Annotated in this window: 21 protein-coding genes; all 21 read left to right on the top strand. The window is 49.2% G+C overall.

Translation table 11 applies throughout. The annotated features are described in order from the left end of the window. Window positions 1-167: 167 nt before the first annotated feature. The 21 genes from LJE72_RS23270 (at window position 168) to LJE72_RS23170 (ending at window position 13,979) form a co-directional block, all read left to right on the top strand. Window positions 168-992, top strand: a complete 825-nt coding sequence (locus LJE72_RS23270) for a ParA family protein (RefSeq protein ID WP_229250356.1) — start codon at window positions 168-170, stop codon at window positions 990-992. Beyond that, a complete protein-coding gene (locus LJE72_RS23265) occupies window positions 943-1,884 on the top strand; it encodes a ParB/RepB/Spo0J family partition protein (RefSeq protein WP_229250355.1) in 942 nt (313 codons plus the stop codon). The genes LJE72_RS23270 and LJE72_RS23265 overlap by 50 nt, the downstream gene beginning before the upstream one ends. A 77-nt stretch (window positions 1,885-1,961) precedes the next feature. Then, the gene (locus tag LJE72_RS23260; RefSeq protein ID WP_229250354.1) at window positions 1,962-2,135 is read left to right on the top strand and encodes a hypothetical protein; all 174 of its coding nucleotides are present in this window, start codon (window positions 1,962-1,964) and stop codon (window positions 2,133-2,135) included. Between the two features lie 173 nt (window positions 2,136-2,308). Further along, complete coding sequence (locus LJE72_RS23255) at window positions 2,309-2,467, top strand: hypothetical protein (protein WP_229250353.1); 159 nt, start codon at window positions 2,309-2,311, stop codon at window positions 2,465-2,467. A 44-nt stretch (window positions 2,468-2,511) separates the two neighbouring features. Next, window positions 2,512-3,222: a Flp pilus assembly protein CpaB gene (cpaB, locus tag LJE72_RS23250; protein ID WP_229250352.1), complete on the top strand. Its 711-nt coding sequence runs from the start codon at window positions 2,512-2,514 to the stop codon at window positions 3,220-3,222. Continuing rightward, window positions 3,212-3,949 carry a P-loop NTPase family protein gene (locus LJE72_RS23245; RefSeq protein WP_229250351.1) on the top strand — a complete coding sequence of 246 codons (738 nt, stop codon included), beginning with the start codon at window positions 3,212-3,214 and terminating at the stop codon, window positions 3,947-3,949. The genes cpaB and LJE72_RS23245 overlap by 11 nt, the downstream gene beginning before the upstream one ends. Next, entirely contained in the window at window positions 3,946-4,332 is a 387-nt protein-coding gene (locus LJE72_RS23240; RefSeq protein ID WP_229250350.1) for a hypothetical protein, read from the top strand. The genes LJE72_RS23245 and LJE72_RS23240 overlap by 4 nt, the downstream gene beginning before the upstream one ends. Before the next feature lie 47 nt (window positions 4,333-4,379). Continuing rightward, the gene (locus LJE72_RS23235; protein ID WP_449508558.1) at window positions 4,380-5,327 is read left to right on the top strand and encodes an ATPase, T2SS/T4P/T4SS family; all 948 of its coding nucleotides are present in this window, start codon (window positions 4,380-4,382) and stop codon (window positions 5,325-5,327) included. Further along, window positions 5,324-6,238, top strand: coding sequence for a hypothetical protein (locus tag LJE72_RS23230; protein WP_229250348.1), 915 nt, complete (start codon window positions 5,324-5,326; stop codon window positions 6,236-6,238). The genes LJE72_RS23235 and LJE72_RS23230 overlap by 4 nt, the downstream gene beginning before the upstream one ends. Window positions 6,239-6,250: 12 nt before the next feature. Continuing rightward, complete coding sequence (locus LJE72_RS23225) at window positions 6,251-7,156, top strand: hypothetical protein (protein ID WP_229250347.1); 906 nt, start codon at window positions 6,251-6,253, stop codon at window positions 7,154-7,156. A gap of 111 nt (window positions 7,157-7,267) precedes the next feature. Further along, the gene (locus LJE72_RS23220) at window positions 7,268-7,465 is read left to right on the top strand and encodes a hypothetical protein (protein WP_229250346.1); all 198 of its coding nucleotides are present in this window, start codon (window positions 7,268-7,270) and stop codon (window positions 7,463-7,465) included. A gap of 88 nt (window positions 7,466-7,553) precedes the next feature. Further along, window positions 7,554-7,763, top strand: a complete 210-nt coding sequence (locus LJE72_RS23215; RefSeq protein ID WP_229250345.1) for a hypothetical protein — start codon at window positions 7,554-7,556, stop codon at window positions 7,761-7,763. A gap of 88 nt (window positions 7,764-7,851) precedes the next feature. Then, window positions 7,852-8,061, top strand: a complete 210-nt coding sequence (locus LJE72_RS23210) for a hypothetical protein (protein ID WP_229250344.1) — start codon at window positions 7,852-7,854, stop codon at window positions 8,059-8,061. Between the two features lie 47 nt (window positions 8,062-8,108). Next, on the top strand, window positions 8,109-8,591 hold the full coding sequence (locus LJE72_RS23205) for a DUF4320 family protein (RefSeq protein ID WP_229250343.1): 483 nt from the start codon (window positions 8,109-8,111) through the stop codon (window positions 8,589-8,591). Between the two features lie 24 nt (window positions 8,592-8,615). Continuing rightward, window positions 8,616-9,101 carry a TadE/TadG family type IV pilus assembly protein gene (locus LJE72_RS23200; protein ID WP_229250342.1) on the top strand — a complete coding sequence of 162 codons (486 nt, stop codon included), beginning with the start codon at window positions 8,616-8,618 and terminating at the stop codon, window positions 9,099-9,101. Further along, a complete protein-coding gene (locus LJE72_RS23195; protein WP_229250341.1) occupies window positions 9,098-12,178 on the top strand; it encodes a hypothetical protein in 3,081 nt (1,026 codons plus the stop codon). The genes LJE72_RS23200 and LJE72_RS23195 overlap by 4 nt, the downstream gene beginning before the upstream one ends. Then, on the top strand, window positions 12,132-12,590 hold the full coding sequence (locus LJE72_RS23190; RefSeq protein WP_229250340.1) for a prepilin peptidase: 459 nt from the start codon (window positions 12,132-12,134) through the stop codon (window positions 12,588-12,590). The genes LJE72_RS23195 and LJE72_RS23190 overlap by 47 nt, the downstream gene beginning before the upstream one ends. 19 nt (window positions 12,591-12,609) lie before the next feature. Next, window positions 12,610-12,699, top strand: a complete 90-nt coding sequence (locus LJE72_RS23185; protein ID WP_229250339.1) for an LPXTG cell wall anchor domain-containing protein — start codon at window positions 12,610-12,612, stop codon at window positions 12,697-12,699. A gap of 69 nt (window positions 12,700-12,768) precedes the next feature. Further along, complete coding sequence (locus LJE72_RS23180; RefSeq protein ID WP_229250338.1) at window positions 12,769-13,377, top strand: hypothetical protein; 609 nt, start codon at window positions 12,769-12,771, stop codon at window positions 13,375-13,377. A gap of 13 nt (window positions 13,378-13,390) precedes the next feature. Then, window positions 13,391-13,687: a hypothetical protein gene (locus LJE72_RS23175; RefSeq protein ID WP_229250337.1), complete on the top strand. Its 297-nt coding sequence runs from the start codon at window positions 13,391-13,393 to the stop codon at window positions 13,685-13,687. A 25-nt stretch (window positions 13,688-13,712) separates the two neighbouring features. Beyond that, window positions 13,713-13,979: a helix-turn-helix domain-containing protein gene (locus LJE72_RS23170; RefSeq protein WP_229250336.1), complete on the top strand. Its 267-nt coding sequence runs from the start codon at window positions 13,713-13,715 to the stop codon at window positions 13,977-13,979. Window positions 13,980-13,989: the final 10 nt, after the last annotated feature.

Genomic DNA, 13,989 nt, shown 5'->3' with positions numbered 1-13,989 from the left:
GAGTAACCGATGGTTTTCCCTTTTTTAATTTTGCGAACTTAATTGTACTCTATCGACATAAGTTTTTAGTTTATGTTCTCTTTTCATATAAAAATAAACAAAGAAGCCAGTTGCTTTATTCACTATGTAAAGTAACTGGCTTCTTTGCGTGAAAGGAGGAAATTCAAGTGTCAAAAGTAATCGCCCTTGCCAATCAGAAAGGTGGTGTCGGCAAAACAACGACGGCGGTCAATCTTGGAATCGGACTTGCAGTACAGGGTAAAAAAGTGCTGGTGGTGGACGCAGATGCGCAGGGTAATCTGACGGATTCATTGGGTTTCAAGGAGCCGGACAGTCTTCCTGTATCGCTGGCTACCTTGTTGACAAAGACCATGCTGGAAGAACCCTATGAGCCTGACGAGGGCATCCTTTCCCATGAGGAAGGTATTTCCCTCATGCCGGGCAACATCGAACTGTCAGCCATTGAGGTTTCACTCGTCAACACCATGAGCCGGGAAACGGTGCTGCGGACATATATCAATGCTGTCAAAGACAAGTATGATTATGTACTGATCGACTGTATGCCTTCCCTGGGTATGATGACCATCAATGCCCTTGCAGCCGCGGACAGTGTTATCATTCCAGTTCAAGCCCACTATCTTCCCGCTAAAGGAATGACACAGCTGTTACAGACCATTGCCCGCGTAAGAAGACAAATCAATCCGAAGCTGACCATTGACGGTGTTCTGCCCACGATGGTAGATACACGCACCAACTTTGCAAAGGATATTTCTTTTGTCCTGCGCCGGGATTACGGCGACAAATTGTGCGTTTTTAAATCGGAAATTCCCTTGTCTATCCGTGCAGCGGAGGCCAGCGAAAAAGGCAAGAGTATTTATGCCTACGACCCGCAAGGAATCGCGGCGAAAGCCTATCAAGCCTTTACGAAGGAGGTGAAGGACATTGGCGAAAAGCAGCGCAAGAGACAGCATCAAGCTGGCCTCAGTAGATGATCTGTTCACTACCGAAGAGAGCCGCGCCGAAGAACAGCGTGAAAAGGTACTGGATATTCCCCTTTCGGAAATCAGCGATTTTCCCAATCACCCGTTTAAGGTGAAAGCAGATGAAGCCATGTTAGAAATGGCAGACAGCGTAAAGCAGTATGGTGTTTTAGTCCCCGGTCTTGTACGCCCCAAAGCGGATGGCGGCTATGAAATGGTTGCTGGACACCGACGCAAAAAGGCAAGTGAGCTTGCAGGCAAAGAAAACATGCCCTGCATTGTCCGTGAGCTGGACGACGATCAAGCTACTATTATTATGGTTGACAGCAATCTGCAAAGGGAAAGCATTTCCCCAAGTGAAAAAGCTTTTGCATATAAGATGAAACTGGAGGCTATGAACAGGCAGGGACAGAGGACGGATTTAACTTGTTCCCAAGTTGGGAACAAGTTGGACGGCAAAAAATCAAGTGAAGTTTTGGCTGAACAAATGGGTGAAAGCAAAAATCAGATATTCCGATATATCCGCTTAACTGAACTCATACCATCCATGATTGAAATGGTGGATGAAAAACAAATTGCCTTTAATCCGGCTGTAGAGCTTTCCTACTTAGCCGAAAAGGAACAGCAAGACTTATATAGCACCATGCAGTCGGAGGACTGCACTCCGTCTTTAGCACAGGCACAGCGAATGAAAAAGCTCAGTCAGGACGGACGGTTGAGTGTGGATGTCATTTTCTCCATTCTCACCGAGGAAAAACCTAATCAAAAGGAAAAATTCAATATTCAGCGGGAACGCATAGAACGCTTTTTCCCCAAGAGCTTTTCAGAAAAGCAAAAAGAGGATTTAATCGTCCAATTACTTGAAGGCTGGTACAAAAAGCGGCAGCGTGAACAGGAACGATAAGCCGATTGTCGAGTGATGTTCGCTCTCATATAAATGAGGGTGTTTTTTTGTGCCCTTTTTAGAAAGGAGGTGCTGCCATGTACTTTACAAAAGGGCCTCTACGTAAATATGAGCGCATGATGCAGGAAAAGCCCAAGCATGAACGTGATCCTGCAAAAACAATGCAGGATCGGGATTGTAAGCATTGTCTGCATTTTGATAAGCAACGCGAGAAATGCAGCAAGAAAAAGTGCGTCATTTTTGATGACTGACGAAATGATTTTACGCCAAGGGGGTAGACTGTCTTTTGCTTGCAGGCGTCTCACAGCGGACTTGCAGTTTCCCCCTCCCCACACCCCACCCCAAAAAACTTACCAGCCGAAAAAGAAATATTTCTTTCTTTCGGCTGGTAATATCACAAAATTTACACAGAAAGGAGCCTGTTATGAAACAGACGGCAAAGAAAAAAAACAAGGTTTTCCGTACCCTGATCCGCCTCATCCATAGCGGTGAGAAAGCGGCACAGGATGACAGTCATGTGTCTGTCGTAAAGGAAAAGAATGAAAAGCAGCCAAGACAGCCACCCTTTTTTTTCGGTAGGTAAAACCGTCCTTTATTCTAAAAACCTGAAAGGAGGAACAGAGCAACTTGAAGCTACTGAAAAATCGGATATTTTTAAGCGTCCTCTGCCTTGTGCTGGCGGCGGGCGTTTCGTTTTTGCTCCTGCCGCGCTTTTACGAGAATAAAAGTGCAACGGTCATTGTGCTGCGGGCGGTGGAGGACATCCCGGCAGGAACAGAGATTACGGATAAGTACCTCGAGTCCGTGGAGGTGGGAGGCTTTGGCCTGCCCGAAGGAGTTATCAACGACAAGACCCTGATTGTGGGTAAGGTTGTGCAGACCGCCATCGCCAAGGGGGATTATTTCTTTCCCCAAAAGCTCGGCAGCTTTGTTGCCGATGAGCTGCTTGACCGCATTGTGAAAAACAACCAGCGCCTTGTTACCATCAGCGTTCCAAGCATCGCGGCGGGACTTTCCTCTCATTTGCAAGTTGGCGATATTGTAACGATAGCCGTTTTTATGCAGAAGGCATCAAGCGGTCAGGACTCTTCCCCGCAAGTCATTCTCTATCCCGAATTGCACAGTCTGGAAGTTTATAGTGTAGAGAATGCCCGTACCCAAGATACCGCAGAAGTCCGGGAGCAGCTATCAAATGGTCAGTCAACTACTGGCGACCCCGTTCCCAAGGCCATTACCCTGATTGCCACCGAGGCCCAAGCCCAAAAGCTGATTGAAGCAGAGTACACGGGAAAATTGCATTTGATCTTTGAGAAACGAGGTGTGAGCCATGAGCAGTAAAATCTATGCCATTTGGGGCCGCAACAGCAGCGGCAAAACCACCTTCGCGGTTAATCTGGCCTGCGTCCTTTCCAAACGTGATGTGTTGGTGGGCCTCATTTCCTCCAACCTCACTTATGGGGAGCTGCAAACCTTTTTTGGTCAAGTTGTGTCCCCGGAAGAAGGGCTGTATGAAGCCTTGCGTGAGGATAACCCAAATATCGGGGAGAAATTCATCGAGTATGGGGAAAGCAAAAACCTGTTTTTCCTGTCCGTCCCCACTCACTATTCCGGCTTGCTCTGCGACACTGTTACTTTGGAAAGCGTGGAGCGAATGATGAACGCCGCATCCCTGGTGTTCGACATTCTCCTTGTGGACGGAGTTGCGGAAATCAATAACCCGGTATCGGGCGTTGGACTGTGGCTGGCAGACGGGATTTTTACCCTGCACAGGCCAGCTATCGGAGCGCAGATGTGGTATCAGGGCGTTGCGGATTTTGTGCGGGAGCTGCATATTGCACAGAAGCAAACCCATATCCTGCTGGCTCCAAACGGCGAATTTGACGACAAGACCTATCAAAGCATGGTAGAGCTGCCTTTTGCCTATGAGCTGCCCTATATCAAACGGGCAGGCGAATTGGAAAACGCCGGAACGCCCCTGTATTTCTTCCGTGACCGACCTTGCAGGCATTACAGCAAGGTGCTGGAGGAAATAGCAAACGGGATCTGCGGAGGTGGGAAGCCATGAACAGCAGATTTTCCGTCAACGACCTGATTTACCGGGCCAACAAGCGGCGCTCCGACACCGGAGAAAGCGTAAAGGCCCAGGACTACGGAGAAATCCTCGACAAGCTGCAACGGATTATCGCCAAGAACCATTCTGCGGAACTGGCCCAGGTATTATATTCGGAGGAAGCCGAGGGAAAGCTCAAAGACCTGATTATGCGCTACTTAAACAGCGAACAGTTGGTAGCAAAAGACCTTCGGAACATTTCTGAGCTGGTGGATGCGATCTATTATGATATGGCCGGTATGGGGCTGTTGTCCCCGTACTTGCAGGACAGTGACGAATCAACGTCAACGGCTCCGGCGGCGTCTGGGTACTGTACAAGGACAGAAAGGTGCGGCTGAATGAAACCTTCGGGAACCCGGAAGCCTGCGCCAACATCGTCCGAAAGATGAGCCGGTTTGGGAATGTCATCCTCGACGGTTCCAAGCCCATTGGGGACAGCTATATTTCAAAGGGCGTCCGTATGTCGGGAGCCATTGAGCCTTGCGTTGACCCGGATGCTGGGGCCATTGCCTCCATCCGAAAGCAAAAACCATCATATATTACACGGGAAAACCTCATCGGATGGGACACGGCTACGGGAGAGGAACTGGATTTTTTGGTTCTTTGCATCAACAACGGCGTATCGGTAGCCATAGCCGGAGCCACGGGCAGCGGAAAAACCGCCGACATGGGATATATTCTAAGCTGCGTAACTCTGGATAAACGTATCGTGACGATTGAAGATACAAGAGAGCTTACTCTTACACAGTTTGATGAAAACGGCGTGATGCTCAATGACGTGATTCATCTTTTGACCAAGGAAGAACCCAATCCCATCACTATGCTGGATCTGCTGAAGCTGTCCTTACGGCTACACCCCGAAATTCTTGTTCCGGCTGAGATGCGTGGTAAGGAAGCATTGACGGTGCAGGAAGCAGGAAGAACGGGGCATACCATCGTCAGTACTTTACACGCGAACAGTGCGCGGACAGCCTACGACAGAATCCTGACCATGTGCCTGGAGGCTGGAACATCTCTCTCCGAAGAACGGCTTATGAAAAATATTGTGGAAGCCTTCCCGATTATGCTTTTCAAAATGCAATTGCCCGATAAGTCGAGAAAATACATGGAAGTCTTTGAAGCCACCGGAGTGCAGAACGGTGAAGTCACCGGCAGCACTCTTTTCAAATATGTGGTTGACCATTATGAACGGGACGTAACCGGGAGGATTATAAAGGTTGCGGGAAGCCATAAGCGTATGGGCTGCATTTCTCCGCCACTTGCCGAAAGGCTGCTGGTCGGTGGTGTTCCTCAAAAGGAGATCCGCCGCTTTGCGGAAGGAGGAACTGTATGAACTCGATTCATCTATCCCTTATCCTTGTGTTTGTGCTTGTCAGTTTTGCTCTGTTCCTCCTGCTAAAACTAAACCCCTTTTCGGTGGAGCAAAACCCGCTGAAAAAACGCCGTCTGTATCTGGCGGGGACAAAGCTGAAAATCCCCGAACGGATTGCCATCCGCTTTCAAACTCTGTTCCGGCAGACCCGATGCACAAAGAAGAAATTTCTTGTGATGGTGTTCGTGTCGGCGACAGGCGGCCTTGTGGCTGGAATGATTCTGTTTGGCAGTGTTGAACTGGCGGCGGTGATGGCGGTATGTGTGCTTCACGCCCCGTACTTTTACCTGACTGTGAAAAGCTCCGAGGCAGCGCGGGAAGAAATCGAAGGATTGGAAAACACCATGTCCATCATCACCAATGCTTATGCCGGAAACGATGACATTATCAAAGCGGTGGAGCTTTATGCAGAGGAAAAGAACCGGTACATTCCTTTGAACTTGAGAATCCCGTCACCCTTTGACGAGTTTGTGTCGGAAATCCGGCTCATCAATCCCAATGTAGAATATGGATTGCACCGTTTGGCGGCCAAGATTAAAAATCGGTATTTTTCCGAGTGGGTGAAAACCCTCATCCTCTGTCACCAGGACCGAAGGCTAAAATTTGCGTTGTTTCCCATCATCAAAGCTATGAATGATGCCAAATCCATGCAGATTGAAAGTGACGGCATGATGGTCAGGGTATGGCGGGATTATCTCATGACGGTAGGACTAATGTTTTCCGTCATTCCCATGATGCGTTTTTCCAATGCTGAATGGTTTTTCATTCTCACCAAAACCACCATCGGCAAGCTGCTGATTGTCCTGATGATGCTGACCGCGCTTGCTACGGCCTTCTATGTGATGAAGGCAACAAAGCCATCCAACAGATAAGGAGGTTCACCGTTGTTTTATCAAATCATTGTGTTTGTCCTGCTGACTGCGGCAGGATTTTTAATTTGTAGACAGCTTTTGAAAATCCCGAAACTGAATATGAAAAAGAACATCAAAAACCTGCAAACGGAAAAAGAGAAAACGGGCAAGCGGCTGTTAAACCGTTTTGTCATGCCCCTTGTAAAGCCGGTTGCTAGGCTGGTCCCGCTTGACCCGGCAAGAGAAGCAAAAATGGCATCCCTGCTGCGGCGCGGAGGTCTGGAGCTGACACCGAAGGAATATCAAGCCAGGGCGCTCATCTGTGCTGCATTTACCCTGCTGCTTATGATTCCACTTTTGGCAATGGGGGCAACAAGTATCGCTCCCGTTATTCTCATTTTTTCCATTATAGTCTATTTCCACTTTACGACTGATTTTAAGGATAAGTTAAAAAGGAAAAAGGCGCATATAGAAGCGGAGCTTCCGGGCTTTGTCCGTTCCATCCTGTATAAGCTGGACGATATGCGGGAGGGCAGTCACAAAACCGTCGTACAGGTGGATTTGATCCAGATATTCGAGGATTATCTGCGTGTTGCAAGCGACGTATTTTATTACGATATCTCGGTTCTGGTCATGGAAATGAAAGCAAAGGACATCGAAACTGCCCTGCGGAATTTCAATGAGCGTATTGGTCTGACGGATGTTTCCTTTCTGACGAATGCACTCATTGGGCTGCACCGGGGTGAGCATCAAGGGGAGGCGCTGGCTTACCTTGCCAGGGATATGGACATCAAAGCCAAAGAAGCGCTGAAGAAAAAACTCAACAATCTGCCCCGTAGGGTAAAAATCGCATCCATCCCTCTTGTGGCTGTCACGCTTGCCAGCCTGCTCTATGTCATCGGCTCCCACATGGTCAAATCAATGGGGGGCCTTTTTTAATTCCATGTGAAAACGGGGTAAAACCCTTTTCAAAATACATTTTCAGGAGGTAGTACCATGCAAAGCACTATGACCACAAACACAATTACGAAGGAAAGGAGGAACAATTCCATGAAAAAGCGTATTGAAAACGTCCTGACGAGGGCAAGAAACGTACTGTCAAATCCATCCGGCGATCAAATGACCGGCTGGCTGATCGTGGTGTTAGTTGTTGTCGTCGTGGGTGCAGTGTTTATGACGCTGTATCAAGGCTCAATCACTGAAATCTGGGACAGCATTGTGGACAAAATCACCGGCTTACTGAGCTAAGCATAGCCCGAAAGCAGCAACAAAGGGGGAGCCGCGCTCCCCTTTTCCCTTAAAACCAAAACTAAAAACTAATATGGAGGTATTTGTTATGATGAATACTTTGAAAAACAAAATGCGTATGGCGGCTGTCAAAGCCAAGAACGTACTGGCAAACCCGAATGGCGATCAGATGACCGGTTGGTTGATCGTGGTGTTAATCGTTGTTGTGGTAGGTGCGGTGTTCATGACGCTCTATCAAGGATCAATCACCACCATCTGGAACAGCATCGTCAGTAAAATCACCGGCTTACTGAGCTAATCATAGCCAAAAGGCAGCAACAAAGGGGGAGCAGCGCTCCCCTTTTCCCTTTAAACCAAAACTAAAAACTAATATGGAGGTATTTGTTATGATGACTACTTTGAAAAACAAAATGCGTATGGCGGCGGTCAAAGCCAAAAACGTACTGGCAAACCCGAATGGCGATCAGATGACCGGTTGGTTGATCGTGGTGTTAATCGTTGTGGTGGTAGGTGCGGTGTTCATGACGCTCTATCAGGGTTCGATCACCACCATCTGGAACAGCATCGTCAGTAAAATCACCGGCTTACTGAACTGATGAATGCCAAAACAAGCATATCCGCAGATGCGGGAGGTGCAAAAAAGATGAACAGCAGGCAACGGGGCATACGGGGGAGATCTTCTCCCCCTTTGCCTTTTCAAAAGCTCCTTTCCGACCGGAAAGGCAGCAGCTATTTCGATTTGATAATAAAAACGCTGGTGGTGATTACGCTCATGGCCACGGTTATGAGTTTTCTGAGCATCTTTACCACCTATCTGAACCTTAACCATGTCTGTCGCCGTGTTGTCCGGGTAGTGGAACTGGAAGGACAGGTATCCGACAAGGCCTACGATGTTTTCTACCGGCTTAAACAGCAGACCGGTCTATCGCCGGAAATGACCGTCGAGGATGTGGAGTATTGTGAGGGCCAGAAAATCCAGTTGCGGGACACTTTTACGGTCACGATGGAATACAGCCACCCCTTTACCATCTTCACGCCATCCTTTGCGCCACCTGTTCAAATCAATATTCCTATGAGGGTAAGCATCACCGGCATGTCGGAGGTATTTTGGAAGCTACCGGAATGAACGCCGAAGAAAGGAGGTGAAGTTGTGGGTAAGTTCAGAAAAATATTGAGTAATCGTAAAGGCGACGCTTTTGTGTTTATCCTTATCCTGGTTTTTTTCATCCTGACCCTTTCGGCTATCCTGATTGAATATTTTCGTATGGAAAGCCTGTATCAGCAGGTGGAGTATGTTCTCCAGCGCGGGGTAAACGCCTCAGTGGAATACGCCGTGCTGGACGAATACCGCAGGGACGGATATGCCCGGATGGACAGCGCACTTGCGGAAGATACCCTTTATACCTATTTACACGAAAGCATGGGGCTGGATGCAGCACTTAACAAATATGCCGATGAACAATGGGTTTATGAGCTTGAAATAGAGGGTATTGACGCGACCGCCGAACCGCCCCGGCTGACGCTGGACGGGGCGCTGAAAACCCGCAGCATTTTCAGCTTTCTCACCGGGGATGTGCGGCTTCCCTTTACTATCTCCAGCGTCAACAACCGAATCGAAGAAGGAGGTTCCGAATGAAACCAAAACTCATTTTTACTGTGCCGCTTGTATTTTTGTGCTGTCTGCTCTTTTCCGTCAAGGCATTTGCCGCATCAAGCAGCGATATTAAAATCCTTGTTTCCTCTCCCATAGACAGCCTTGTGAGTGAAAGCGGCATGGTAGCCGTGGAGCAGTTTCCGGCAGAAATCCCCATCTGTGTTACGCCCAATACCGGGGCGCTTACGGAAATCAAACTGGAATATGACGGTCAGAGCCGGGAGATCACGCCAGAATATATGCTGACCATTGAAAACAAGGAGGCTTGCGGCCCCTACACCATCACGGCTAAAACAGACCAAGGCGCTGTACTCACCATCACGGCCAATGTTATCTTCCAGGTCAAAGCCACGTATGACACCCGATACCGCACCATCGGCATGAATGTGAAGGAAATATATGAGGGCGAAACGCTGCTGAAATCTTTTTCCGAGCCGCAGCGTATCGACCTTGTGAACGCCAACACAGTGGCCGATTCTGAACAGGAGCGAATTGCCGCATGGATCGGCAGATATGACGGTGGAACTTATATACTAAAAGGCAGCAACGTGGTGGAGATTTATGGCTTTGCCTCCAGCAAGCTCTATGGAACCTATGACACCAATACCGATTTTGAAGAACTGACCACCCGTTATGGCTGGACGGAAAAGGCACTTGTTGCCTTTGAAACCATGCGGGACACGGTACTGTCCTATCAGGCTCCTGTCAAAATTGATGTGGACGCGACCTGGTGTGATGAAAGCAAGAAAGAGATTTTCGGGAAGCTCACCGCGCAGGACAAAGGAGTGCCGGAACTGCTTTACCCTTATCAGACCACCTCCGTCACCTTCCACAAGGATGACATCAGGCTGTCCCGCAACTTCCTGTATAAAGGATTGGAATGGGATTATACCCCGGAGAGCGTCGAATACACCGATGGGGAGAGTAAAACACAGACGGAAATCACGCAGAAAATCCATTATCAAATCCCTGCCGCCGCTTTCTACTTTAAGTTTCGGGCACAGGACGGAAACGACCTGTCGGTGGTCATCCGCGCCCCTGCCACTGTGAATCGCGGTGCGGACTATTCCTTTACCGTTATTTACATGAACAGCGGAAACAGTCCGGCCTACGATGTACCCATGAAAGGCACGGTAGATGGCATAAGCATTGAGGAAATCCCTGCCGAGCAGGACTTTTCACCCAATCAGAGCAAAACCTATACCATTAAGCGCACTGCCGATACCGCCGCCAATGAAATCCGCCTGTGGGCCAACATCGGTGTGCCGGAGGGCTTTATCGACGGGAACCTTGCCAATAACACGGCCACAGCGGTTATTAAAATTGTTGACCCCGCGCCGGAATCAACGCCTGACAACCCTGTCAATATACCTGATAAGCCGGATAACCCCGACGACTCACCGGAGGAACCACCCGGACAAAAGGAGCCTTGCGACCTGTCGGCCAGCATTCTTACAGCCCCTACGGTTTATGAGCATGAGGAATACAGCTTTACCGTGAGCTTTACGAACCAATCCTCTTTGACACTCAAAAAAGTATCTTTACAGGGCAAGAACAACGAAAATGTCCTGCTGCAAATTCCTGGAACAGCGGACTTTGGGCCGCAGGAAACCAAATCCTACATCATCACCGGCACAGCGGGCAGCGCGGGCGAGGTATATCGTCTGTGGGCGAACGTGGAAACGCCAGAAGGTCTTATGGATGAAAACCCCATCAACAATGCCGCCGTTTCAAGCATTACGGTGATAGAGCGGTCAACCGATAACCCTGACGATCCTGATATTCCCGATGATCCGGATAATCCCGACAACCCGGATGAACCGGATATTCCGATTTACAATCTGTGCGATGTATGGGTAAACCTGTCATCGCCGCCCACGGTGTACGAACGGGAAAGCTACAGCTTTACGGTTTACTTTGCGAATTCCACCGATAAGGCGCTGTCTGAAGTGCGCCTCAATGTCACCATCAACGGCAAGACAGTCCCTGCCGTACCTGCAACAGACAACTTTAAGGCGTATGAAAAGAAAGCGTATCTGGTGACCAGCACCGCAGGCGAAAAAGGTGTGCCCATTCAGATAACGGCGCGGATATTGCCACCCGTCGGGTACACGGATACAAACCTGAGTAACAATCAGGCTTCAGCGGGAATTAGGGTGCTGGAAAAACCCTACGATTTAGATGTGCAGCGCATCACCCCTGACCGCTATAAGGAGAATCAGGCCGTTGTTACCACCGTTAAAGTTGGCAATCGCGGAAGCCTCGATTTTACACCAGGAGAAAATGTCACCGTGCTGTTTCAAATCCCTGAACTATCCTATCAGAAGCGCATCGACGCTATCGTTATGGAAAAAGACACATGGAATGTGGTATCCCTGCGATGGGACACCCCCAACGTGCAGGCCGACAAGGACATTACGCTGATTGCCACCATCAACCCGGATCAGACTTTAGATAATGAAAGCACCGCCGCCAACAACATCTATACCCAAAAGGCGGTCATCCAGAATGTGACCTATGGAGAACCGGAGGAAAGCCAGGCGCTGCCAGACCCGCCGAAAAGAAATGATCAGCCCAGGGTAACGTGGTGGGAACAACGGTATGAAAACGACCAATTTGTATGGCGTGAGTTTTATGCCGAGCTGAATGTCAGCGCCACGCTGGACTACGACACCGAAGCAAAGGGTTATCTCAAATCGGGCTATGGCTATTCCATCAAGGTCAATGCGACCGTAAACACCAATTATGACAAATCAGAGCTAATAACTGACCCGCAGACGGCAGAAGTGTATTTGCCGGAATACCGTTATGAAACTGCAATCCCTTTAATCAAGGAGGGCGGTCAATTTATTTTCCGGGAGAATCCCGCGTCTCCCTTCCGATATAGAAAGGAATACATTCCGGTCTGGTTCCCGGATTTTAGAGATTACATTGTACAGCTTCTTGTCACCGATGTTCATACCCCCGGAGGAACACTGTCCAAATGGATTACTGGAGGGGAACTTAAAATCTATGTGGTGGACAGCATGTACGATGATGATGTCACCACGGGAAATTGATATGGCATTGCTGCTCTGTGCCATTCCCCTTGTGTGGGCGGCCATCACCGATTTTAGAAAGCGGATTATTCCCGATTGGACTTGGATTGCAATCCTCCTGATTGGCGGCATATCCGCTTTACTTTTGCCATATCCGACCCCGGCTCAGCGTGTTGCGGGATTTCTGCTGCCGGGTATCTGTCTGCTGTTTCTTGCCATGAAATGCGGTGGCGTGGGCGGTGGTGACATCAAGCTGACGACGGCGATGGGCTTTTACTTCGGCCTGAACGGACTTGCATTCATCCTCTTTTTTGCCCTGCTTCCCGCTTGCATCTATGGGGCGGCGACACGGCAAAGGAGCGTACCGCTGGCCGTATTTTTGTGCATCGGCTTTTTTGCTTATGTCGGTATTTTTTATATAGTCGGATTTTAAATAAAGGGAGGTGTTTTTGGTGGAACTGAAAGCCATTTTAGCCATCGTGCTTTGTCTGGTGATTATCGGCGGCGCGGTGTATCTGCACATCAAGCGGAAAAAGAAATAACGGCATGGCGACAAAAGGGGCGGGAAACTGTCCCTTTCTGTCTGCCCATAGATAGGAGTGAGAATTAAAATGGATGATGAAAAACGCATGGTGGATACCTACGAGGTAAAACACGCCATCCATGTTGGAGATAAAGAAATCCTTTTTGCGGTGGACGATGCGAAACCCGATTATCCGTACATGGTGTGCAACTGTACCTGGGATAACCCGTTGGGTATCGACCACTATTTCAGTGCCGCAGCAAGCGCGGACTATGTGGAAATGATGACCGAGTTCACCGACCGCGTAACGGCGCAGCTCGAAGCGGTCAAAACGGAACGGGACAAAATCTCCATCCCACTGGAGCCTTTCACGTTGGAGCATTGTATCCCCAATGATTACGGAGAGCGCATTGAAAACAAAGTGGTGGTCATTCGCGCGGAGCGCCTGCGCCCTGAATACCGTACCGCCGACAAGCAGCTTGTGCTAGCCACGGGCGGCTTTGGCACTCATGCCAATTCCAGAGGCCGGGCGGTCTATACCGTCAACCTCTATTCCGGCAAGGAATCCCGCTGGAACCGGGAGGATATTTTGGGCACGGTCAAGCCAGAGCATATGCCAGATTGGGCAAAGGAACGGCTAAAACAGATACAGGCCGAGCAACAGGCGAAGCACAAGAAACGGGAACCAGAGCGATAAGGAGGCTTGAGCTATGGAAAAGGAAATCAACGCCGGTTATACCATCACCGACCGGCTGATCGTAGGAAACGCGGAATTTGTAATCGGACAACCCGATACGGCTCCCGCGCAATTTGTCACATGGAAATGCAGAAAAGATGAAAAAGATTATTTCTGGGGGCACTATTTGGGCGACCGTCTGACTGCCTTTGAGGATTTGTGCAAGCGCGCGCTGGAGGAAGTTGAGCATCTGCGCCTTCTTCAGCAGGATCAAAACCATAGCACAAGGGTGGAGCCGTCTGTAAAAAAGCGGCATGAGCCGGAGCGATAAGTCGCGTTGTTGAAGGAGGGAGAACATGAACGATCTGACAAGATACAAGCTGTACGCGGGGCTTCATATCCCTGCTGCCGCAAAGCTGTTGTACTGTTATCTTTGGGATATATCGGGAGGCCACCATAGCAGCGTGGTCATATCGGTAAAAAATCTTGCGAAGGATATGGGACTTTCCCGTTCGGCCACAAGCCGCAATCTGCACCGTCTGGAGAATTTGCGCATGATCGGGATTGTTCCCCGGTACACCGAGGACAGCGGCAGGCTCTCAAACCAATACACTTTGAAATGAAGGAGGGATA

The sequence above is a fragment of the Desulfosporosinus shakirovi genome (assembly GCF_020595055.1).
GTDB lineage: Bacteria > Bacillota > Desulfitobacteriia > Desulfitobacteriales > Desulfitobacteriaceae > Desulfosporosinus > Desulfosporosinus shakirovi.
Note: the sequence above shows the minus strand (reverse complement) of the source record. Positions and strands in the feature narration are given on the sequence as shown.

Coding starts and splice junctions, on each gene's coding strand:
- LJE72_RS23260 (WP_229250354.1), top strand. CDS start 1,962: ATGTACTTTACAAAAGGGCCTCTACGTAAATATGAGCGCATGATGCAG.
- LJE72_RS23255 (WP_229250353.1), top strand. CDS start 2,309: ATGAAACAGACGGCAAAGAAAAAAAACAAGGTTTTCCGTACCCTGATC.
- LJE72_RS23245 (WP_229250351.1), top strand. CDS start 3,212: ATGAGCAGTAAAATCTATGCCATTTGGGGCCGCAACAGCAGCGGCAAA.
- LJE72_RS23240 (WP_229250350.1), top strand. CDS start 3,946: ATGAACAGCAGATTTTCCGTCAACGACCTGATTTACCGGGCCAACAAG.
- LJE72_RS23235 (WP_449508558.1), top strand. CDS start 4,380: ATGAGCCGGTTTGGGAATGTCATCCTCGACGGTTCCAAGCCCATTGGG.
- LJE72_RS23230 (WP_229250348.1), top strand. CDS start 5,324: ATGAACTCGATTCATCTATCCCTTATCCTTGTGTTTGTGCTTGTCAGT.
- LJE72_RS23220 (WP_229250346.1), top strand. CDS start 7,268: ATGAAAAAGCGTATTGAAAACGTCCTGACGAGGGCAAGAAACGTACTG.
- LJE72_RS23215 (WP_229250345.1), top strand. CDS start 7,554: ATGATGAATACTTTGAAAAACAAAATGCGTATGGCGGCTGTCAAAGCC.
- LJE72_RS23210 (WP_229250344.1), top strand. CDS start 7,852: ATGATGACTACTTTGAAAAACAAAATGCGTATGGCGGCGGTCAAAGCC.
- LJE72_RS23205 (WP_229250343.1), top strand. CDS start 8,109: ATGAACAGCAGGCAACGGGGCATACGGGGGAGATCTTCTCCCCCTTTG.
- LJE72_RS23195 (WP_229250341.1), top strand. CDS start 9,098: ATGAAACCAAAACTCATTTTTACTGTGCCGCTTGTATTTTTGTGCTGT.
- LJE72_RS23190 (WP_229250340.1), top strand. CDS start 12,132: ATGTGGTGGACAGCATGTACGATGATGATGTCACCACGGGAAATTGAT.
- LJE72_RS23180 (WP_229250338.1), top strand. CDS start 12,769: ATGGATGATGAAAAACGCATGGTGGATACCTACGAGGTAAAACACGCC.
- LJE72_RS23175 (WP_229250337.1), top strand. CDS start 13,391: ATGGAAAAGGAAATCAACGCCGGTTATACCATCACCGACCGGCTGATC.
- LJE72_RS23170 (WP_229250336.1), top strand. CDS start 13,713: ATGAACGATCTGACAAGATACAAGCTGTACGCGGGGCTTCATATCCCT.